Genomic DNA, 23027 nt, shown 5'->3' with positions numbered 1-23027 from the left:
GTATCCTCGTCTCGGCTCAGCCGCCGAGCGCTTCGGAAATCACCTTGGCGATATGGGCGGCGGGTTGCGGGGACAGCATTCCGTCGTGGTCGGCGTCGACCTCGTGGCGCACGATGGCGCCCTCGATATGGGCCGACCAGCGAGCCTCGGTGGGGGCCGGTTCCGGGAGCCCCCGGGTGGCCGCGAAGAGGAGCAGATCTCCGCGGTAGCGGCCCGGCCGATGGGCCGACCCGAGGCCGCTGAAGTGGCGGATCACCTGGAGGAGATTGCCGAGCTGCGCCTCGTCGAGCTCGGCGAGGGGGTTGCCCTCCCGGGCCAGCAGCGCCAGCACCCCGGCGGCGTCCAGCTTGCCCCCGCCCTCGGCACCCAGGCCCTGTCCGGGCGGTCTTATCGGGCCCGCGACGCCAGGGGGCACCTCCCAGCGGTAGCTGGGGGAGGCATATCGATCGCAGCGCCCAGTACGAGGGCCCGCGGCGTCAGCCGCCGGTGTCGCAGCCTCCGCCTTGCGATGCTCCCCCAGCCTCCGGCCGGGAGGTGCCCCCTCATCTGACGCCGCGGGCCCCGCGGCGTCAGCCGCTGATGTCGCAGCCTCAAAGACCGCCCGGACAGGGCCTCGCGGATCGAGGCCGCAGCGCAGCAGGACCTGGGCCAGCAGGGCCTGATCGCTCAGGTCCTCCTCGGGCTCCCGCTCCGCCGCCGGGAAGCCGTCCAGATCGGCCAGCAGCGCCACTTCGCGCCCCTGCGCCTGCAATTGGACGGCCATTTCATGGGCGACCAGTGCTCCGAAAGACCACCCGAGAATATGGTAGGGGCCGTCGGGCTGGATTTCCACCAGACTCCGGATGTAATCCGCTGCCATTTCCCTTACGGAGGCGGGCTGTTGTTTCGGTGCGAGAATTCCGCCCGCCTGGAATCCGTACACGGGGAATTCGGTGAGCGCGCCGGCCAGCTCCAGGAACGGCCAGGAGAGGCCGACCCCGCCGTGCACACAGAACAGCGGCGGGCGCGTCCCCCGGGAGCGGATCGGCAGCACCCGGGCGAAGGCGTCGGCCACATCCGGCGCCGACCCCGCCGCGGTGGCCGCCGTGGCCAGGCCCGCGGCCGTCCGGTGCAGGAACACATCGGCGGGGGTGAGTCCGACGCCCAGCTCGCGGGCGCGGCCGACCAGCCGGATGGAGCGGATGGAGTCGCCGCCCAGCTCGAAGAAGCTGTCCTCGGCGCCGACCCGCTCGACCCCCAGCACCTCGGCGAAGGCCTGGCACAGCGTCTGTTCCAGCGGGGTGCGCGGCCCGCGGCCGGTGGCCGCGCGGGGCAGCCCGGGCGCCGGCAGGGCCTTGCGGTCCACCTTCGCGTTGGGCGTCAGCGGCATCCGCTCCAGCTCGGTGAAGAACGCCGGGACCATGTAGTCGGGCACCGCGCCCGCCACATGGGCCCGCAGCTCCGACGGGTCGAGGCCGGGCTCGCCGCGCGGCACGACGTACGCCGCAAGCCGCGGCTCGCCCGGCTCGTCCTCGCGTACCACCACCACCGCCTGGGCCACCCGCGGATGGCTCAGCAGCGTGGCCTCGATCTCGCCCGGTTCGATCCGGAAGCCGCGCACCTTGACCTGGTGGTCGGCTCGGCCCAGATAGTCGAGCGTGCCGTCCGGCCGCCGCCGCACCAGGTCGCCGGTGCGGTACATCCGGGCGCCGGGCGCCGGCGAGTACGGGTCGGCGACGAACCGCTGCGCGGTCAGGCCCGGCCGGTCGTGGTAGCCGCGGGCCGGGGACGCCCCGCCGAGGTACAGCTCGCCGGTCACCCCGGCCGGCACCGGCCGCACCGCCGCGTCCAGGACATACGCCCGGTTGCCGGCCAGCGGGCGGCCGATGGGCGGGGTGCCCGTGCCGTCCAGCTCGGCGGCGGTGGACCAGATGGTGGTCTCCGTCGGCCCGTACAGATTGGTCACCCTGCGCGCCGCGCCGTGCAGCGCGGCGGCCAGGTCCTGGCCGATCGCCTCGCCGCCGGTCAGCGCGTGCACCTCGCGCAGCGCGCCCGGGTGCCCGGCGACCAGGGCGTGCCACAGCGTCGGGGTGGCCTGCATGACGGTCGCGCGGGACTCGACCAGCAGCGCGGCCAGCGCCTGCGGGTCCCGTACGGTCGCGGGCGGGGCCAGGGCCAGCGTGGCGCCGGAGAGCAGCGGGACGAAGATCTCCAGGTTGGCGATGTCGAAGCCGAAGGTGGTCACCGACACCAGCCGGTCCTCCGCGCCCAGGTCCAGCAGGCGCGAGGCCTCGGCCAGGAAGTTGGCGAAGGCGCCGAGGGACACGACGACGCCCTTGGGGCGGCCGGTGGAGCCCGAGGTGTAGATGACATACGCGGTGTGGTCCGCGCGCGGCGCGGCACGGCGCTCGTGCGGCCGCAGGTCGTCCCCCGGAAGGGCGGCGATCTCCGCCCGTGCCGACGGGTCGTCCAGCAGCAGCCGTGGCACGGCGGCCAGTCCGGGCACCGCCCGCGCCACGTCCCGGTCGGTCAGGGCCAGCACCGGCCGGGCGTCCTCGGCCATGGAGGCGATCCGGTCCGCCGGGTACGCCGGGTCGATGGGCAGATACGCGGCGCCCGACTTGAGCACCGCCAGCACCGCCACGACCATCTCGGGAGAGCGCGGCAACGCGATGGCGACCAGCCGGTCGGGGCCCGCGCCCCGCGCGACCAGGGCCCGCGCCAGCCGGTTGGCCCGCTCGTTCAGCTCGCGGTAGCTCGTGGCCCGCCCCTCGAAGAGCAGCGCGGGATGGTCGGGCACAGCGGTCACCCGCGCCTCGAACCGCTCGTACAGCGGCGGTTCCGCGGGGTGCGCGGGCGCGCCGTTCCACTCCTCCAGCAGCCGCTCCCGCTCGCCCGGCAGCAGCGCGCCCGTCTCGCCCAGCCGGCCGTCGGGGGCGGCGGTCAGCCGGTCCAGCAGATGGCACAGCCGGGCGGTGAGCGTGCGCGCGGTCTCCTCGGTGAACAGGTCGGCGCTGTACTCCAGGCGCCCGGCGATCCCGCCCGGCTCCCCGGACCCGGTGTGCTCCTCGGCCAGGTCGAAGGCCAGGTCGAACCGGGCGCCGCCGGTGCGCGCCGCCCCGGCGGTCCCGGTGAGGCCCGGCAGCTCCAGCCTCGCCGCCGCGTTGTTCTGGAACGCCAGCATCGTCTGGAACAGCGCGTGCCGGGCCATCGACCGGGCGGGGGACAGGGCGTCCACCAGCCGCTCGAACGGCAGGTCCTGGTGGGCGAAGGCGGCCAGCGACGCCGAGCGCACCCGGCCCACCAGCCCCCGGAAGGTCGGGTCGCCCGACAGATCGGTGCGCAGCACCAGGGTGTTGACGAAGAAGCCGACCAGGTCGTCCAGCGCGTCGTCGGTGCGCCCGGCCACCGGGGTGCCCACCGGGATGTCCTCCCCGGCGCCCAGCTTGGACAGCAGCGTGGCCAGCGCCGCCTGCACCACCATGTACAGGCTGGCCCCGCACTCCCTGGCCAGCGCGGCGGCGCGGGCGTGGACGGCGGCGGGGACGGTGAACTCCACGGTGCCGCCCCGGTAGGAGGGCAGCGCGGGGCGCGGGAAGTCGGTGGGCAGCGCCAGCTCGTCCGGCAGCCCGTCCAGCGTCTCGCGCCAGTACGCCAGCTGCTGCGCGGCCAGGGACGCGGGGTCGCTCTCGTCGCCCAGCAGCTCCCGCTGCCACAGCGCGTAGTCCGCGTACTGCACCGGCAGCGGGCTCCACCGGGGCTCCTCGCCGCGCAGCCGGGCCGCGTAGGCGCGGCTGAGGTCCCGGGCCAGCGGGGCGTTGGACCAGCCGTCGCCCGCGATGTGGTGGATGACCGTCACCAGCACGTGGTGGTGGTCGCCCAGCACGAACAACGCCGCCCGGAAGGGGAGTTCGCGCGCGAGGTCGAAGCCGCGCGAGGCGAACTCGGCGACCGCGTCGTCCAGCCCGTCCTCGCCGACGTGGTGCACCGGCAGCGTGATCCGCGCCCGGCGGCGGACGCGCTGGTACGGGCCGTCGGCCGCGTCGGGGAAGACGGTGCGCAGCGCCTCGTGCCGCATCACCACATCGCCGAGGGCGGCGCGCAGCGCGGGCCGGTCCAGCTTCCCGGCCAGCCGCAGCGTCCACGGCAGGTTGTAGGTGCCGGACGGGCCCTCGAGCCGGCCCAGGAACCACATGCGCCGCTGGGCGAACGACAGCGGCAGCCGCCTGGGCCGCTCGCCCGCGGTCAGCGCCGGCCGGGCCGCGTCGGCGCCGGTCAGCCGGGCGGCGAGCGCGGCCGGGGTCGGCGCCTCGAAGACCGTACGGAGCGGGACCTCCGCGTCCAGCAGCGACCGCACCCGGCTGATCAGCCGGGTCGCCAGCAGCGAGTGGCCGCCGAGGTCGAAGAAGTCCTCGTCGATGGAGACCCGGTCCAGGCCGAGCACCTCGGCGAACGCCTGGCACAGCAACTCCTCGCGCGGGGTGCGCGGGCCGCGCCCGGCCGAGGTGGCGATCCCGGGGGCGGGCAGCGCCTTGCGGTCCACCTTGCCGTTGGTGGTCAGCGGCAGGGCGGCCAGCACGACGAACGCGGACGGCACCATGTACTCCGGCAGCCGCTCGGCGGCCGACGCCCGCGCCGCCACCGGGTCCGCCGCGCCGACCAGATAGCCGACCAGCCGGCCCTCGCCCCGGGTGTCCTTCGCGACGTTCACCACCGCGTCGGTGACCCCGGGCACGGTGCGCAGCACGGCCTCGATCTCGCCGAGTTCGATGCGATGGCCGCGGATCTTGACCTGGTGGTCGCGCCGCTCCAGGAACTCAAGACGCCCGTCCGGCCGCCGCACCACCCGGTCGCCGGTGCGGTACATCCGCGCCCCCGGCAGCGGCGAGTGCGGGTCGGCGACGAACACGGCGGCGGTGCGGCGCGGGTCGCGCAGGTAGCCGCGGCCCACCCCGGTCCCGCCGACGTACAGCTCGCCGGGCACCCCGGCGGGCACCGGGCGCAGCCCGTCGGCCAGCACGTACAGGCCGGTGTTGCGGACCGCCGACCCGATCGGCGCCCGCACCCCGGGCACCTCGCCGGCGTCATGGATCACGGCGTGGGTGACATCGTCCGAGCACTCGGTGGGCCCGTACGCGTTGACGAGCGGAATGCCGGGGAAGTACGCGAACCAGCGGCGGCACAGCTCGGCGGGCAGCGCCTCGCCGGTCACCACCAGGCGGCGCAGCCGGGACAGATCGGGCATCGCCGCGCCCGCGTCCCAGCTGTCGAGTGCCGCCCGCAGCAGCGAGGGCACGACCTCCAGGACGGTGATCCGCTCCGGGCCGACCATCCCGAACAGCTCGGCCGGGTCGGCCGCCGTCCGCTTGGGCACCACCCGCAGCAGACCGCCGACGACCAGCGGGGACAGCATCTGCCACACCGAGATGTCGAAGGTGACGGGCGCGTTGTGCACGACCGTGTCACACGCGGTCAGATCCAGGTCCTCGACCTTGGCCAGCAGGTGGTTGACCATGCCCCGGCGGTGGACCATCGCGCCCTTGGGGCGGCCCGTGGAGCCCGAGGTGAAGATGACATACGCCAGGTCGTCGGCGGCCCCGGCCACGGGGACGAGGTCGCTCACGGCGTCGCGGCGGTCGGAGACCGGCAGGACGGGCAGCGCGCCGCCCACCTCGGCGGCGAGCGCGGTGTGTTCGTGGTCGGTCAGCAGCAGGGCCACCCCCGCGTCCGCGACCAGCGCGGCCGTACGGGCCATCGGCGCCGCGACGTCCAGCGGCACCCACGCCGCGCCCGCGCCCAGCGTGCCGAGCACCGCCGTCACAAACCGGGCCCCGGGCGCGGCGAGCACGCCCACCAGCGAGCCGGGACCGATGCCGTGCCCGGATAACTCCCGGGACAGGGCGCTGCCCCGGGCCACCAGCTCCCGGTAGCTCAGGGTCTCCCGGCCGTCGGTGACGGCCGGGGCCTCCGCCTGCTCCCGGGCCAGCGCCCGTACCCGCTCCACCACATCCGCGAACGGGTCCTCGGCCGCCGGGTCGGCGGGCAGGTCCAGGACCCGCTCGCGCTCGCCGGGCAGCAGCGCGTCGAGCTGCCCGAAGGGGCGGTCGGGGTGGTCGAGCAGGGTGCGCAGCAGCCCCGTGAGGCGGTCCATCACCGCGCCCGCCTCGTCGGCGGTGTACAGGTCGGGGGCGTATCCGATGTCCAGCCGCAGCCGCTCGCCGGGCAGCGCCATCAGGCTCAGCGGATAGTGCGTGGCGTCCTTGGCCTGGAGGGCGGCGAGGCGCAGCCCGGGCGCGGGCTCCGCCATCTCGGAGGGGTCGAGCGGGTAGTTCTCGAAGACCAGGACGGTGTCGAACAGCTCCCCGGCGCCCACGGCCCGCTGGATGCGGGTGAGGCTCAGATGCTGGTGCGGCAGCAGGCCGGTCTGCCGGTCCTGGAGCGTGGTGAGGATCTCGGCGAAGGAGCGCGCCGGGTCCAGATCGACCCGCACCGGCAGGGTGTTGATGAACAGCCCGACCATCGTCTCGACCCCGGGCAGCCCCGGCGGCCGGCCGGAGACCGTGCCGCCGAAGACCACGTCGCGCAGCCCGGTGAGGGTGGAGAGGGTGGCCGCCCAGGCGCCCTGCACCACGGTGTTCAGGGTCAGGCCGCGCCCGCGCGCCCAGGCGGTGAGCTCGGCGGTGAACGCCCGGGGCAGCTCCACCGCGTGGTGTCCGGGCAGCGCCGCCGCGCGTCCCGCCGCCGCCGGAGCCACCAGGGTCGGCTCGTCGAGCCCGGCCAGCGCCCCGCGCCACGCCTCCTCGGCGGCGGCCCGGTCCTGCCCGGCCAGATGCGCCAGATAGGACTTGTACGGGGCGGCGGGGGCGAGAGCCGCCGCGTTCCCGCCGTACAGGGTGAACAGCTCGCGCACGATCAGCGGCATGGACCAGCCGTCGAACACCATCTGATGTGCCGTCAGTACGACGCGGTGCGCGCCCGCGCCCAGGTCCAGCACGATGAACCGCAGCAGCGGCGGGCGGTGGACGTCGAACCGGCGCACCCGGTCCTCGTCGGTGAGGCGCTCCGCCTCGGCGGCCCGCTCCTCGGGGGCGAGCGAGCGCAGATCGGTCTCGGTCCACGGCACTTCGACGGCGCGCGGGATCAGCTGCACCGGATCGCCGTTCCCGCGGTAGCGGAAGGCCGCCCGCAGATTGGGGTGGCGCTGGAGCAGGGCGGCGGCCGCGGCCTTGAGGCGGCCGGTGTCCAGCGGGCCCTCCAGGTCCAGGACCAGCTGGACGGCGTACACGTCCAGCTCGGCCTGCTGCTCGTACACCGCGTGGAAGAGCAGCCCTTCCTGGAGCGGGGTCAGCGGCAGGACGTCCTGGAAGTTGGACCGCTTGGGGTTGCGCGCCGGTGCTCGGAGCGCGCCTTCCGGTTGACTCAGGGTTCCGCTCACAGAGACCACGCATCCATCTCGTCTTCGAACTCGTCGATCTCGTCCTGGCTCAGCTCCACCAGGTCGACATCGGAAGGTGTGTGTCCGCCCGAATCGGGGCTCTGGGCGTGCAGGGCCAGGGCCCCCAGCGCGCGGAACCAGGCCTCGGCGATGGCCCGCGCGTCCTCCTCCGGCAGGAGCTCGGCCGCCCAGGTCCAGGCGGCGACCAGGCGCGGCCCGTCCGGCCCGTCCTCGGTGCGGGCGTTGAGGCCGAGCACGTGCGGCAGCGGCAGGGACGGGTCCGCGCCGGCCGCGACCAGCGCCGCCTCCGGGGCGACCGACCAGTCCTCGGCCACCGGGGCGGGCAGCCGCCCCAGGTAGTTGAAGCCCAGCTGCGGCGGGCCGGCCGCGACCAGCTCGGGCGCGGTGTCCGGGGCGAGCCGCCGCAGCAGCCCGTGGCCCAGGCCGTGGTCGGGCAGGGCGCGCAGCTGCTCCTTGACCGACTTGAGGACCAGCCCGGCGGCGGGCCCGCCCGACCAGGCCTCGGCCCAGACGGAGTCGTGCACGAGGTGCGAGCCCACCTCCAGCCGGGCCGGGCAGGTGGTGGTGAACCAGCCGACGGTCCGGCTCAGATCCACCCCCTCCGCGAACTCCTCCCGGCCGTGGCCCTCCAGCTCCACCAGCACCGCCGAGCTCTCCTCGCCCCTGCGCCGCCGCCAGTCGGCCACGGCCAGCGCCAGACCGGCCAGCAGCACGTCGTTGGCCTCGGTGTGGAAGGCCGCCGGGACCTCGGTCAGCAGCGCCGCCGTGGTGGCGGTGTCCAGGGTCAGCCGCAGGGTGCGGGCGGTGGCCGCGGTGTCCCGGGCGCGGTCGAGCGGGCGCGCGCCCAGCAGCGGGTCGGGGGTGGCCACCACCTCGCGCCAGAAGGGCAGTTCGGCGCCGCGGCGCACGGTGCGCGCCTCGGCCGCCAGCAGCCCGGACCAGTGGCGCAGCGAGGTGCCCACCGGCTGGAGCGCCACCGGGGTGCGATGGGTGACCGCCTCGTACGCCTGGGCCAGGTCGGGCAGCAGGATCCGCCAGGACACCCCGTCGACGACCAGGTGGTGCAGGGTCAGCAGCAGCCGCCCGGGGCGGCCGGGGCCCGCGTCGAACCACACCGCCCGGACCACGACGCCCGCGCGCGGGTCGAGCCGTGCCTGGGCCGCGGCGGCCGAGCCGGCCACCGCCTCTGCGAGGGACTCCTCGGGCAGCGAGGCGACGCCCACGCGGCTCAGCAGCTCCTTGGCCCGCACCGCGCCGGGCTCGGCGATCCGCAGCGTCCAGCGCCCGTCAGCGGATTCAAGGCTCATCCGCAGCGCGTCATGGTGGTCGAGCAGGGCCTGGAGCGCCGCGGCCAGGGTGGCCTGGGAGGCGCCGGCCGGGGTGCGGACCACGACCGCCTGGTGGAATCCGGCGAACTCCGCTTCCTGGGACAGGTCCTGGAGCCAGTGCGCGATCGGGGTGGGCGCCAGGGTGCCGACGCCGTCGTCCGTGCCGAGCACGACGTGTTCGTCGGCGGGCCTGGCGGCGGCGGCGAGCGCGGCGGGGGTGCGGTGGGTGAACACGTCCTGCGCGGTGATCAGCAGCCCGGCCTTGCGGGCCCGGCCCACCAGCTGGATCGAGACGATGGAGTCGCCGCCCAGGTCGAAGAAGCTGTCGTCGGCGCCGGCCCGCTCCAGGCCCAGGACGTCGGCGAAGACCTGGCACAGCGTCTCCTCCTGCGCGGTGGCCGGCGCCCGGCCGGTGGCGCGGGCGGTGAAGTCGGGCGCGGGCAGCGCCTTGCGGTCCAGCTTTCCGTTGCCGGTCAGCGGCAGGGCGTCCAGCGTGACGAAGGCGGCGGGGACCATGTAGTCGGGCAGCCGCCCGGCCAGCCGCTCCCGCAGCCGCGCGGCGTCGGGCGCCTGGTGCGCATCCTCCCCGGCCGGGACGACGTACCCGACCAGGCGCTTCTCCCCGGGCCGGTCCGAGCGCACGATCACCGCGGCCTGGGCGATGCCGGGGTCCGCGAGCAGGGCGCTCTCGATCTCCCCGGGCTCGATCCGGAAGCCGCGCAGCTTGACCTGGTCGTCCGAGCGGCCGATGTAGTCCAGCGTCCCGTCGGGCAGCCAGCGCACCAGGTCCCCGGTGCGGTACATGCGTGCCCCCGGCTCCCCGTACGGGTCGGCGACGAACCGCTCGGCGGTCAGCCGCGCCCGCCCCAGATAGCCGCGGGCCAGCCCGGCGCCCGCCATGTACAGCTCCCCGGTGACGCCGACCGGCACCGGCCGCAGCGAAGCGTCCAGCACCCGCACCTGCTTGCCGGCCAGCGGGCGGCCGACGGGCGGCTTGACGGCCCCGGCGAGCGGCTCGCTGAGGGTGGCGCACACCGTGGTCTCGGTGGGCCCGTACGCGTTGATCATCCGGCGTCCGGCCGACCACCGCTCCACCAGCTCGGGCGGGCAGGCCTCGCCCGCCATGATGACCGTGATCCCCTCGGGCATCGGCAGCTCCTCGGGCCACGCGGAGAGCACGGTCGGCGGCAGGCAGACCACGTCGATACGGGCCTCGGTGATCAGCGCGGCGAGCGGCTCGCCGGGCGCCCGGTCCGCCTCGGAGGCCAGCACCAGCACCGCGCCGGTGAGCAGCGAGGTGCACACTTCCCAGGCGGCGGCGTCGAAGCTGAACGAGGCGAACTGGAGCACCCGCGCGCCCTCGCGCACCCCGAACGGCTCGCCCTGGGCGGCCAGCGCCACCACATTGGCGTGCGGCACGACCACGCCCTTGGGGCGGCCGGTGGAGCCCGAGGTGTAGATGACGTACGCGGGGTGCTGGGGCGTCAGCCGCGCCCGCCGGTCGGCGTCCGTCGGGCTGTGCGCGGGGGCCGCGGCCAGCGCGGCCGCCGTCCCCGGCGCGTCCAGCGCGAGGATCCCCTCCGTCCGCCGGAACGCTCCCGCCCGCTCCACCGTGGTCAGCACCGCGGCCGGCCGGGCGTCGTTGACAACGTAGTCGACGCGGTCCTGCGGATACGCCGGGTCGACCGGCAGATACGCCGCACCGGCCTTGAGCACCCCGAGCACCGCCACCACCGCCTCCACCGTGCGGGGCAGGACCAGCGCGACGGTGTCCTCGGGGCCCACGCCCAGCGAGATCAGATGGTGGGCGAGCCGGTTGGCCCGCTCGTCCAGCTCCCCGCAGGTGACCGGCCCCACGCCCGTGGCCAGCAGCGCCGTACGGCCCGGGTCCGCCGCGACCCGGGCCGCGAACAGCTCGGGGAGCGTGGCCGCTTCGGGGGCTTCGGCGCCGCCGCCGGCCCACGGGCCGAGGATCCGCGCGGCCTCCTCGGGCAGCAGGGCGTCCAGACGGCTCAGCGGCCGGTCCGGCCCGGCGGTGGCCTTGCGCAACAGCTCCACCAGCCGTTCGGCGATCACCGTGGCGCTCGCCTCGGTGAACAGGTCCGCGCTGTACTCCAGCTGTCCGCCGATGCCGCCTGGCGCGCCGCCGTCCGTGTGCTCCTCGGCGAGTTCGAAGGCCAGGTCGAAGCGGGCGGTGCCGGTGGGCACCGGGGCCATGGTGGTGGTCAGGCCCGGCAGCCCGAAGTCGGCGGGCGCGTTGTTCTGGAAGGCCAGCATCACCTGGAACAGCGGCTGCCGCGACAGCGAACGGGCCGGGCCGACCGCATCGACCAGCGCCTCGAACGGCACGTCCTGATGGTCGAAGGCCGCCAGGTCGGCGTCGCGCGCCCGGCCCACCAGCTCCCGGAACGTCGGGTCGCCGGAGACATCGGTGCGCAGCACCAGCGTGTTGACGAGAAAGCCGACCAGCCCTTCGAGCGCCGCCTCGCCGCGCCCCGCGACGGGCGTGCCCAGCGGGATGTCCTCCCCGGCGCCCAGCTTGGACAGCAGCGCCGCGAGCGCCGCCTGGAGCACCATGAACACGCTGGCCCCGGACGAGCGCGCCAGCTTCGTGACGGCCGCGTGCAGCTCGGGCTCCACGCGGAAGTCCACGGTGCCGCCCCGGTAGGAGGGCAGCGCGGGGCGCGGGAAGTCGGTGGGCAGCTCCAGCCCGTCCGGCAGCCCCGCCAGCGCCTCGCGCCAGAAGGCGAGCTGCCGCGCGGCCAGGCTGTCCGGGTCCTTCTCGTCGCCCAGCAGCTCCCGCTGCCACAGCGTGTAGTCGGCGTACTGGACCGGCAGCGGCCGGAACGCGGGCGCCCTGCCGCGCACCCGCGCCGCGTACGCCTGGCGCAGATCCTGGGCCAGCGGCAGCACCGACCAGCCGTCGCCCGCGATGTGGTGCAGCACGACCAGGAGTACGTGCTCCTCCGCATACGCGGCTCGGTTCGCCTCCGGGGCGCCACAGCCCCTGTCGACGGTCGACCACGCGGCGGTAGCCGCATATGGATCGCAGCCTCGGCCACTCGCGCGGCGGAGCCGCATATCGATTGCAGCCTCGGGGCCTCCGCGCGCTCTCCCTTTCACAGCGACATCAGCGCCTCCGGCGCGGGCGGCGCGCCCCTTCGGCTCGCCCCCAGCTACCGCTGGGCGGTGCCCCCTCCCAGCTACCGCTGGCGGGGGTCCCCCCAGCGGTAGCTGGGGGCGCCCCCGGCCGGGGCCGAGCCGGAACAGCTCGGCGCGCAGCGGCAGTTCCGCCGCCAGGTCGAACGGGCGCGCCGCCCGCTCGGCGAGCAGCGACTCCAGCTGGTCCTCGGGCGCCTCGGTCACCGGCAGGCCCGGCCGGGCCACCTCGGCGGCCAGCACCACCTGGGTGGCGCGCCCGTCCACCTCGGGGAAGACGGTGCGCAGGCTCTCGTGCCGGGCGACCACGTCGGCCAGCGCCTCGGCCAGCGCGGCGGTGTCCAGCTCGCCGGACAGCCGCAGCGCCCTCGGCAGGTGGTAGGTGGCGCCGCGGTTGTCCAGGTGGCCGAGGAACCACAGCCGCTGCTGGGCGAAGGACAGCGGCAGCTCGGCGGGGCGGTCCGCCGCGACGAGCGCGGGGCGCGCCTGCCCGGCGCCGTCCAGCGAGGCGGCGAGCCGCTCGACGGTGGGCGCGTCGAACAGCGCCCTGATGGGCAGTTCGATGCCGAGCAGCACCCGCAGCCGGCTGATCACCTTGGTGGCGAGGAGCGAGTGGCCGCCGAGCCCGAAGAAGTCGTCGTCGATGGACACCCGCTCCAGCCTCAGCACATCGGCGAACAGCTGGCACAGCACCTCCTCGCGCGGGGTGCGCGGGGCACGGCCCGAACCCGCCGCGGCGGCCGCGAAGTCCGGCTCCGGCAGCGCCTTGCGGTCCACCTTGCCGTTGACGGTCAGCGGCAGGGCGTCCAGCACCACGAACGCGGCGGGCACCATGTAGTCGGGCAGCGCGCCGGCCACCCGGTCGCGCGCGGCGACCACATCGGCGGAGCCGGACAGGAAGGCCGCCAGCCGGGAGTTGCCTTCGCGGTCCACGGCCACGGTCACCACCGCGTCGACGACCCCGGGCACCTCGCGCAGCACGGCCTCGATCTCGCCGAGTTCGATGCGATGGCCGCGGATCTTGACCTGGTGGTCGACGCGCTCCAGGAACTCCAGTTGGCCGTCCGGCCGGTGTACCACCCGGTCCCCGGTGCGGTACATCCGGGCGCCGGACACCGGGGAGTACGGGTCCGCCACGAACACCGAGGCGGTGCGGCGCGAGTCGTCCAGATAGCCGCGGCCGACCCCGAACCCGCCGACGTACAGCTCGCCGGGCACCCCGGCGGGCACCGGGCGCAGCCCGTCGCCGAGTACGTACAGGCTGGTGTTGCGCACTGCCGAGCCGATCGGCGCCCGCACCGGGCCCAGGTCGGCCTCGGAGCGGATGAAAGCGTGGGTGACGTCGTCCGAGCACTCGGTGGGCCCGTACGCGTTGACCAGCGGCACGCCGGGGTAGTGCGCGAGCCAGCGGCGGCACAGGTCCGCCGGCAGGGTCTCGCCGGTGACCACCAGATGGCGCAGCGCGGCCAGTTCCGGGCGGGCCGCCCCGGCGTCCCACTCGTCCAGGGCCACCCGCAGCAGCGAGGGCACCACTTCGAGCACGGTGATCCGCTCGGTGTCGGCCAGGGCGAACAGCGTCTGCGGATCGCCGGCCACCTCGCGGGACACCACCCGGGTGCGGCCGCCCACGACGAGCGCGGACAGCATCTGCCAGATGGAGATGTCGAAGGTGACGGGGGCGTTGTGGACCACCGAGTCGGCGGCGGTCAGATCCAGGTCCTCGACCTTGGCGAGAAGGTGGTTGACCATGCCGTGGCGGTGGACCATCGCGCCCTTGGGGCGGCCGGTGGAGCCCGAGGTGAAGATCACGTAAGCCAGGTCGTCGCCCTGGCCCGCGACCGGGAGGAGATCCGCCGCGGCATTCCCGGAGCCCTCCGCTCCCGGTCCGGTGGCGCCCAGCTCGATCACCTGGGGCCAAGTGCCGCACGCGGCCAGCGCCTGGTGGGCGAACCCCTCCTGGTCCCGGCCGAACAGCAGCGCCTTCGCGCCGCTGTCGGCCAGCAGGGCGGCCCCGCGGGCGACAGGGGCCCGTACGTCAAGCGGCACCCACGCGGCGCCCGCGCCCAGCACGCCGAGCAGGGCGGTCACAAAGGCCGCGCCGGGCCCCGCGGCCAGCGCGACCAGCGAGCCGGCTCCGAGCCCGGCGGTGGTCAGGGTGCGGGACAGGGCGTCGGCGCGGGCGACCAGCTCGGCGTAGCTCAGCCGGGTCGCGCCGTCGTCGACGGCCACCGCGTCCGGGGTCAGCCCGGCGAGCTCGCGGACCCGCTCCACCACGTCGGTGAAGCCGTCGGTGCGCTCGGTGGCGTTCCAGTCGACCAGCAGCCGCTGCCGCTCGGCGGGCAGGGTGACGTCCACGCGGCCCAGCGGGAGGCCGTCCGCGCCGTGCGCGAAGGCCTCGATGGCGGCGAGCAGCCGGTCCTGATGGGCCGTCAGCTCGGATTCGGTGTACAGGCTGGAGTTGGCGTCCAGACGGACCGTCCAGCCCGCGTCCGGCGTGTCCAGATAGATGATCTGGAGATCGGGCACCGGGCCGGTGGACAGGTTGTGCAGCCGGCCCGTGCAGGAGTCGCCGAAGGCGAAGTCGGCGCCGGACTCCAGCACATTGACCGTGGGCCCGTATGTGGTGTCCGCGTCCCCCGTGAGGCCCAGCTCGCGCCGCAGCTCGTCGCCGCGGTACCGCTGGTGGCGGACGGTGGCGCGCAGCTGGGCGGCGGTGTGCCCGAGCAGCTCCGCGCGGGTCATCGAGGGGCGCACCGACAGGGCCAGCGGCAGGAAGTTGGCGCGCATCCCGGGCACGGCCCGCGCGGTGGCGGTCGTCCGGGCGGGCACCGGGAGGGTCAGCAGCACCTCTCCGTCGCCACTGGCCCGGGCGGCCCATGCGGCGGTGGCCGCGATCAGCGTGGTGGGCCAGGTGACCCGCGCCTGCCAGGCCAGCTCGCCCAGCCGCGCCACGGTGGCGGCGGGCAGCGGTGCGGTGCGGCGCAGGGTGTGGCGGGCGTGTTCCGGGCGCCGTAGGGACAGCCGGGTGGGCTCCGGGGCGGCCTCGAACCGCCCGGCCCAGAACCGCGCGTCGCGCTCGTACGCCTGCGAGGCGTGGTACGCCTTCTCGTCGGCGAGCAGCTCGGCGAGCGGCGGCAGCGGGTCCGCGGCGGCCGCTCCGTCGTGGCCGCCCTTGGCCGCCTCATTCTGGTAAAGCGCGGCCAGCCGCTGGTGGAACACCGCCCGGCTGAACCCGTCCATATGGATGTGGTTGGTCCGGGCGTAGAGCCTGACCCGCCGCGGGCCGAGCAGATGCAGCTCGCTGTGGAAGGCCTCGGTGCCCAGGGACGAGGGGAGCCGCAGGTCTTCGCGCATCCGGTGGCGGGACGCGGCGTCGGGGTCGGTGGCGGCCCGGAAGTCCCGCACCGCCAGTGTTCGCTCCCCGAGCGGGTGGATCGTCTGCACGGGCTCGCCGTCGCGCTCGGTGAACCGGGCCCGCAGACACTCCGTTTCGCGGATCAGCTGCCACCAGGCGCGCTCGAACCGGGCCAGGTCCAGCGGCCCGTTCAGGTCGAGGTGGTCGGCCATGGTGAAGACCGGGTTGCCGGGGTCGAGCGCCTGCGCGTACCACATCTCCCGTTGCGCACCGGAGAGCGGCAGTTCGAAAAGGGCGGTCTCTCTCATCGTCAGTGCACTCCTGATGTGACGGCGCCCGGACGGGGGGCCGGCTCCAGTGCGGCCGGCCCGTAGACGTCCTGGACCCAGGTGGGCCGGTAGATGGTGTCCAGGTAGCGGTCGCCGAGGTCCGGCGAGATGGCCACGGCGGTGACGTCCTGGCCCGGGCGGTGTTCGGCCAGCCACTTCACGGCGCCGTTGACGACGGTGCCGGTGGAGCCGCCGAACAGAAAGCCGCCGCGGGCCAGGGTGCGACAGGTGCGGACGGTGTCGATCTCGGGGACCAGCACCATGTCGTCGACGTACCGCGGGTCGAACAGGGCGGGCCGCACTCCGGCGCCCAGGCCCGGGATCATGCGGGGGCCGGCCGGGGCGCCGAAGGTGACCGAGCCGACGCTGTCGATGCCGACGATGGTGACGGGGGAGTTCGGCTGCTCCTTGAAGTAGCGCGCGCAGCCCATGAGGGTGCCCGTGGTGCCCGCCCCCACGAACAGCACGTCCAGGTCGGGAAACTGCTTTTCGATCGCGGGCGCGGTGGTGCGGTAGTGCGCCTTCCAGTTGTTCTGGTTGGCGTGCTGGTTCAGCCAGACGTACCGCGGATCCGTGGTGCACAGCCCGCGTACGAAATCGAGGCGAGCCCCGAGAAAACCGCCGGTGGCGGAGGGCTCCGTGATGACGTGCACCTCGCTGCCGAGCGATTCGATGACCTGCCGGGTCGACAGGTTGGTCCGTGAGTCCACCACGCAGATGAACCGGTAGCCCTTGGCCGCGGCGATCACGCTGAGCGCCATACCGAGGTTTCCCGAAGAGGACTCGACCAGGATCGATTCGGGGCCCAGGAGCCCGCCGCGCTCCGCGGCTTCGATCATGGACGCGGCGGCCTTGAGCTTCACCGAGCCGGCGAAGTTGAACCCCTCGCACTTCAGGTAGAGCGGATGACCGAACATCTCCCGCAGGTCCACGAAGAGGTCTTCTTCGTTGAACTCCTGCGGCGTCGTGATGATGGGCACGAGGCCTTCCCCCTGCTCGCCGTAATCCGTCCCGCTGCTCAGTCCCAGCCCACGTCGGACTTGTCGGCCGGTTTGCGGTCCCGGCCGCCGCCCGGCCCGTTCGCCGGCGCGCTGTCCCAGCCCATGTCGGGGCGGTGCGCCCCGACCAGATCCCAGCCGACCTCCGGTGAGGCGAGGACTCTGTCCCAGCCGACGCCCGGAGCGGTCTGGGCGGTGGCGAGAATGACGGCTCCGAAAGCGAGCGAGATGAAGGCGTTCAGGCGAGCGGAGGAGTTATTGGCGGCGGGCATGAGTATTCCCTTTTCTCTGGGGATTGGTTGGTCTCAGGTATTGGAATCGAGAATTCCAGAATGGATTCGAATTCTCGTCCGGTGTTACGAGTCTGTCCCGCTGTAGACCCGGTGTCATGTGTTTACGCTGTCAGGGTCCTGCGGTGGCCGGAGAATGCCAGGGGGTATTTGGGTTTCCCCTAGACTTAGCCTCGACGGCCTTCCCACTCCCAGCCCCGGAGCTCATCCTGGGCAAGCAAGCGGTCCACGATACGGACGGCGGTGGCCTCAGCTCGTTCAGCGGAAGCGGCACAGAGAAAGAGGACGGTGCCGGCGCCCTCCAGATCGGTCTCGGCATACACGTGCTCGAGACCGTCGTCCGGCTCGGCGGCGGCATACACCAGGGCTCGCAGCTGCCCTGCGTCCACGATCGTCCGGCCGCGCAGCATGCGTCCCATGACGATGTACATGGCCACCTCTCATGGTTCGATGCCGGGCTGCCGAAGGACAGGTGAATTAATCAACTACCGCGCGGTCACACCCCGTTCGTGCCGTAACATGCAGGAGAATGATCGGGACGTAGGGGTGGGTTTCGATCACGCGCGGGGGGCGCGCGGGGACGAGGGAGTACACACGTGCTGGAGATCCTCGGTGTCAGTTCCGCGGCCGAGAGCGTGTACCGAGCGATGCTGGGCCGGCCCGAACTCGGCGTATCGGACCTGGCCGGACATCTCGGCTGGGCTGAGGAGCAGGTCAGGAGCGCCCTGGACGAACTGGCCGGGCTCTCCCTGGTGCGCCAGTCCGACCAGCGGCCCGGCGGGCTCTTATTGATCAATCCGGAGATCAGCCTGGTGTCTCTGCTGGCGCGCCAGGAGGTCGAACTGACCCAGCGGCAGCAGGAGATCATCTCCGGTCGGCTCGCCATCAGCAAGATCGTCGCTGAATACGTCGACGGCGTCCAGAACAAGCGCCGGGTGGACGTCGAGGAGCTGAGCGGCATCGACATGGTCCGGGTCCGGCTCGAGGAGCTGGCCCATGACTGCACCTCCGAAATCATGGAATTCACCACCGGCGGGGGACAGTCGGCCGAGTCCCGGCAGGCCAGCAGGCCGATCGACCAGGCACTCCTGGAGCGCGGCGTGCGCATGCGCTGCGTGTATCTGGAGAGCGTGGTCAACCACCCCCAGACCGTGTCCTATCTGGACTGGCTGACCGGCCTCGGCTGCCGGGTCCGGGTGGTCCCCTCGCTGCCGCTGCGCATGGTCATCTTCGACCGGCAGGCGGCCGTCGTGCCCAGCAACCCCGACGACACCGCCGTCGGGGCGCTGCTGCTGCGCGGCACCGGGCTGGTCTCCGCCCTGTGCGCGCTGTTCGAACACATCTGGGAAGAGGCCCCGCCGTTCGGCTCCACGCGCCGGCGCGACGAGGACACCGGGCTCACCAGCCAGGCCCGCGCCGTGCTGAGCCTGCTGGCCCAGGGCCACACCGACGAGGTGGTGGCCCGCAAGATGGGCATCTCGGTGCGGACCGCCCGCCGGATCACCGCGGAGCTGATGACCCAGCTCGGCGCCCGCAGCCGCTTCCAGGCCGGTGTGATCGCCGGCGAGCGCGGCTGGCTCCAGGGCAGCGCGGACGGGTCCTCGGAACCGGAGTGACCGGCGGGCGCCCATGGTCAGCGCACGGCCGCGGTGCGGAAGGTCCGCAGGGCTATTGGGATCAGGACGGCGATCAGCGCGCCCACCGTGATGACCGAGACCAGCACCGGATGCTGCATCGGCAGGCTGCCGCCCGTTGACGCGGGCGCGTTGCCCCACAGCACCCGGCAGGCCTCGGACACCGTGCTGACCGGGTTCCACTCCACCACCGTGCGCAGCCAGCCGGGCAGCCCGGACAGCGGCATGAAGGAGTTGGACATGAACGACAGGATGACCAGGGCCAGCGCCGAAATGCCGTTGATGGCCTCCATGTTGCGGAGCACCATCCCCAGCAGCGCGCCCAGCCACAGCATCGCGTACGCGAAGGCCAGCAGCAGCGCGAAGCCGCCCGCGACGGACAGCGGGCCGGCGTCGGTGCGCCAGCCGACCAGCAGCCCGACCGACCCCACCGCGACCATGCTGATGGCCACCGGCACGAGATCGGCCGTGGTGTGGCCGACCAGCACCGAGGAGCGCGCCATCGGCAGCGAACGGAACCGGTCGATCAGCCCCTTGCCCAGGTCCGAGGCCACCCCGAGCGCGGTGATCCCGATGCAGGTGAGCCCGATCTGGGCGAACACCCCGGCCATCACGTAGTCGTGGTATTCGATCCCTCCGCTGTTCTTGATTGTCACGACGCTGGCGAACAGATAGCCCAGGATCACCACCATGGCCACCGGCGTCAGGGCCACCGCGATCAGCTTCTCGGGCGTTCTGCGCAGATGCCTCAGATGCCGTCCGGTCAGCGCCAGCACATCCCCGACGGCCGCCAGAACGCCCGTCCCGGCTGCCCCGGCCGCTCCGGCGCCGAGCCCGGCCGCCCCCGTCACGCCGCTCATGACCCGTCCTCCGCGGTGGTTGTGGTGTGTTCCCCGGTGAGGTGGAAGAACACGTCGTCGAGCGAGGGGCGGCGCAGGGCGAAGTCGACGACCTCGGCCCCGCTGGCCTCAAGCGCCGTCGCGGCGGCCGCGATGGCGCCCATCCGGTCCGTCAGCTGGACGGAGATCCGGTGGCCCGCCTCGTCCACGGTGGGGCTGGCGACGGCCACCGGCCCCAGCGCGGACAGCGCCGCGGGCAGGTCCCCGGCGGTGGCCACGGCCACCTCCAGCCACTCCTCGCCGACCTTCTGCTTGAGCTCGTCCGGGGTGCCCTCGGCCAGGGTGCGGCCCGCGGCGAAGACCATGATCCGGTCGGCCAGGAAGTCGGCCTCCTCCAGGTACTGCGTGGTCAGCAGCACGGTCACCCCCTGGGCGACCTGCTCGCGCACCATCTGCCACAGCACCATCCGGCTGGCCGGGTCGAGCCCGGTCGTCGGCTCGTCGAGGAACAGCACGCTCGGCGAGGAGATCAAACAGGCCGCCAGGTCCAGCCGGCGGCGCATCCCACCGGAGTAGGTGCGCACCGGACGCTCCGCGGCCCCGGTCAGCTCGAACGCCGTCAGCAGTTCGTCCGCCCGCTGCCGGGCCCGCTTGCGGCCCAGCCGCAGCAGCGTGCCCAGCAGGACCAGGTTCTCCCGGCCGGTGAGCAGCTCGTCCACGGCCGCGTACTGGCCCGCCAGGCCGATCCTGCGGCGCACCTCGCGCTGTTCGCGTACGACGTCGAAGCCCGCGACCCGGGCGCTGCCGGAGTCCGGTTCCAGCAGCGTGGCCAGTAACCGGACGGTGGTGGTCTTGCCCGCGCCGTTGTGCCCGAGCAGCCCGAGCACGGTTCCGGCCCGCACTTCGAGATCCACTCCCGCGAGCGCCTGGTGATTTCCGTAGCGCTTTCCAAGATTCTCTGCCGCGATGGCGATATCCACGAATCCCCCTCTCCCAGCTTTCCCTTTCGATGGAAATCCGAATTCCCTTCGAAGCCTGGGAGTTCGGGTGTTCAACTGCTGGGGAAATGTAGCAGCGGAATCGCATACCTGGTGCCCGATATGCCCGGATCGTGGTGGCAGTACTCTGCAAGCGCAGCTTGCTGCAAGCTCCATGCCCGCCATGGCCTCTGATCAGCGCCTAGCGTTTTGGGTAATCCCCCACAGCCTCCGCGGCTACGGGGCAAACGCCGCTGACCGCAGGAGAGGTAATGGCACGTCATCGAAATTTCGCCGCCGCGCTCGGTGACTGGAGCGCCCGCCACCGGAAGACGGCCGTCTTCGGCTGGCTGATCCTGGTGGTCCTGGTCACCGTCGTGGGCGGCGCCGTGGGACAGAAGACCCTGACCAACGCCGATTACGGAACGGGGGACTCGGGCCGGGCCGAGCGCATCCTCCAGGACGCCGGCCTCGCCCCGCCCGCCGCCGAACTGGTGCTGGTCCACAGCGACCAACTCATCGCCGAGGACGCCGAGTTCCAGGGCGCGGTGACCGCCACGGTCAACGCCATCAAGGCGACCGGGCTGGTCGAGAACCTGCGCGACCCCAACACCACGCGGGTGGTCTCGCAGGACAAGCACTCCGCGCTCATCCAGTACGACGTCAAGGGCGACCCGGACACCGCGGCCGACCGCATCCAGCCCGTCATCGACGCCGTCAAGAAGACCGACCAGGCCCAGGACTCGGTGACGCTCGGCCAGTACGGCGCCGCCACCGGCCTCAAGGGCATCAACGACAGCCTCGGCGAGGACTTCGCGCGGGCCGAGATGACCGCCCTCCCGGTCGCCCTCGGCATCCTGCTCGTCGTCTTCGGCGCCTTCGTGGCCGCCGTGCTGCCGGTGCTGCTCGCCGCCACCGCCTGCGTCGGCGCCATGGGCCTGCTGGCCCTGACCAGCCAGGTGGTGCCGGTGGACGGCATGACCAGCTCCGTGATGTTCCTCATGGGCCTGGCCGTCGGCGTTGACTACTGCCTGTTCTATCTGCGCCGGGAGCGCGAGGAGCGGGCCGCCGGGCGGGACAAGGACACCGCCCTGCACATCGCCGCCGCCACCTCGGGACACTCGGTGCTGATCTCCGGCATCACCGTGGTGGTCGCCATGGCCGGCATGTTCCTGTCCGGGCTGACCGTGTTCAAGGGCTTCGCCTTCGCCACCATCGAGGTGGTCCTGATCGCGGTCATCGGCTCCATGACCGTACTGCCCGCCATGATGGCCATGCTCGGCGACCGGGTCGAGAAGGGGCGCATCCCCTTCATCGCCCGCCGCCGCCAGGCCCGCGCCGAGGCCGCCGCGGCCGTCGGCGGCCGCCGCACCAACGCCCTGCTGCGCGGCGTGCTCGCCCGGCCTGGAGTCTTCGCTCTCCTGGGCGCCGCGCTGCTGCTCGCCCTGGCCGCGCCGGCCCTGGGCATGAAGACCGAGAAGCTGGGCACCGACAAGCTGCTGCCCGCCGACAACCCGATGGTGTCCGTCTCGACACAGATCGGAAGGGAGTTCCCCGGAGCGCCCGCCCCCGCGGACGTGGTGGTCACGTCAGACGACATCGACTCCCCGAAGGTCACCCAGGCCATCGCCGACTTCAAGAAGCAGGCGCTCGCCTCCGGACAGACCGGCGAGCAGATCGACGTGACCGTCCACGCCAAGGAGAACATCGCCGAGATCAGCGTCCCGCTGATCGGCAACGGCACCGACAAGACCTCCAAGAAGGCCCTTGCGGAACTGCGCGGCACGCTGATCCCCGACACCCTCGGCAAGGTCGCGGGCACCACCACCCTCGTCCGCGGCGACCTGGCCTTCTCCGAGGACTACAACGACCAGCTCAAGAGCAGCATCGTCCCGGTCTTCGCCTTCGTGATGGGCGTGACCTTCCTGCTGATGCTGGTGTCCTTCCGGTCCCCGGTCATCGCGCTGACCTCGATCGTGCTCAACCTGCTGTCGGTGGGCGCCGCCTACGGTGTGATGACCGCCGTCTTCCAGCACGGCTGGGGCGCCTCCCTGGTCGGCACCGAGGCCCCGGGCGCCCTGGAGTCCTGGATGCCGCTGTTCGTGTTCGTGGTCCTCTTCGGGCTCTCCATGGACTACCACGTGTTCGTGGTCTCCCGGATCCGCGAGGCCTACGACCAGGGGGCGAGCACCCGGGACGCCATCGCCCACGGCATCCGCTCCACGGCCGGGGTGGTCACCAGCGCCGGTCTGATCATGGTCGCCGTGTTCGCGGTCTTCGGCACCCTGGCCATGCAGGACTTCAAGCAGCTGGGCGTGGGCCTGGCGGTGGCCGTCCTGCTCGACGCCACGGTCGTCCGGGCGATCCTGCTGCCCTCCGTGATGGCCCTGCTGGGCCGGGCGAACTGGGCCGCCCCCGGCTTCCTCCGCAAGTCCCGCCCCGCCGAGGCGGACCACGGCGGCCCGAGCCATGTGGTGGCGCGGGAGACCCAGCAGGGTGTGCCGGTGACACACTGATCGACACCTGGGTGAAAGCGACATCGACACATTCGGCACGAGGAAACGTACTGAAGTAATGACAGCGGGCGGGGCCGGCGGCATGCTGGGGGGGGGGGGGGGGGCGCGGCGGCGGCGCGCGCGCCGGGCCCCCCCCCCCCCCCCCCCGCGCCCCCCCCCCCCCCCCC

General features: G+C 73.5%; 9 protein-coding genes. 2 read left to right on the top strand and 7 right to left on the bottom strand.

All coding sequences use genetic code 11. The features are described from left to right. Positions 1–16 precede the first annotated feature (16 nt). From ABTY62_RS45385 to ABTY62_RS45365, 5 genes are all read right to left on the bottom strand, one after another. Positions 17–7414 carry a non-ribosomal peptide synthetase gene (locus ABTY62_RS45385; protein WP_352135259.1) on the bottom strand — a complete coding sequence of 2466 codons (7398 nt, stop codon included), beginning with the start codon at positions 7412–7414 and terminating at the stop codon, positions 17–19. Beyond that, a complete protein-coding gene (locus tag ABTY62_RS45380) occupies positions 7411–15585 on the bottom strand; it encodes a non-ribosomal peptide synthetase (protein ID WP_352135258.1) in 8175 nt (2724 codons plus the stop codon). The genes ABTY62_RS45385 and ABTY62_RS45380 overlap by 4 nt, the downstream gene beginning before the upstream one ends. A gap of 2 nt (positions 15586–15587) precedes the next feature. Then, positions 15588–16586, bottom strand: coding sequence for a 2,3-diaminopropionate biosynthesis protein SbnA (gene sbnA / locus ABTY62_RS45375; protein WP_352135257.1), 999 nt, complete (start codon positions 16584–16586; stop codon positions 15588–15590). Positions 16587–16624: 38 nt separating this feature from the next. Continuing rightward, positions 16625–16876, bottom strand: a complete 252-nt coding sequence (locus tag ABTY62_RS45370) for a hypothetical protein (RefSeq protein WP_352135256.1) — start codon at positions 16874–16876, stop codon at positions 16625–16627. Positions 16877–17061: 185 nt separating this feature from the next. Further along, entirely contained in the window at positions 17062–17325 is a 264-nt protein-coding gene (locus ABTY62_RS45365) for a hypothetical protein (RefSeq protein ID WP_311730748.1), read from the bottom strand. A gap of 165 nt (positions 17326–17490) precedes the next feature. Between ABTY62_RS45365 and ABTY62_RS45360 the strand changes: the two genes are divergently transcribed. After that, complete coding sequence (locus tag ABTY62_RS45360) at positions 17491–18510, top strand: LuxR C-terminal-related transcriptional regulator (protein ID WP_352135255.1); 1020 nt, start codon at positions 17491–17493, stop codon at positions 18508–18510. Positions 18511–18527: 17 nt separating this feature from the next. Here the strand turns inward: ABTY62_RS45360 and ABTY62_RS45355 are convergent, their stop codons facing one another. Together ABTY62_RS45355 and ABTY62_RS45350 are read right to left on the bottom strand one after the other, a co-directional pair. After that, positions 18528–19388: an ABC transporter permease gene (locus ABTY62_RS45355; RefSeq protein WP_352135254.1), complete on the bottom strand. Its 861-nt coding sequence runs from the start codon at positions 19386–19388 to the stop codon at positions 18528–18530. Continuing rightward, on the bottom strand, positions 19385–20347 hold the full coding sequence (locus ABTY62_RS45350) for an ATP-binding cassette domain-containing protein (RefSeq protein WP_352135253.1): 963 nt from the start codon (positions 20345–20347) through the stop codon (positions 19385–19387). Before ABTY62_RS45350 ends, ABTY62_RS45355 begins: the two co-directional genes overlap by 4 nt. Before the next feature lie 269 nt (positions 20348–20616). Between ABTY62_RS45350 and ABTY62_RS45345 the strand changes: the two genes are divergently transcribed. After that, a complete protein-coding gene (locus tag ABTY62_RS45345) occupies positions 20617–22860 on the top strand; it encodes an MMPL family transporter (RefSeq protein ID WP_352135252.1) in 2244 nt (747 codons plus the stop codon). The last annotated feature ends 167 nt before the right edge of the window (positions 22861–23027 follow it).

Origin of the sequence: Streptomyces sp. NPDC097640 (assembly GCF_040302705.1) — a bacterium.
Taxonomy (GTDB): Bacteria; Actinomycetota; Actinomycetes; order Streptomycetales; family Streptomycetaceae; genus Streptomyces.
This window is presented reverse-complemented; position numbering and strand designations above follow the sequence as displayed.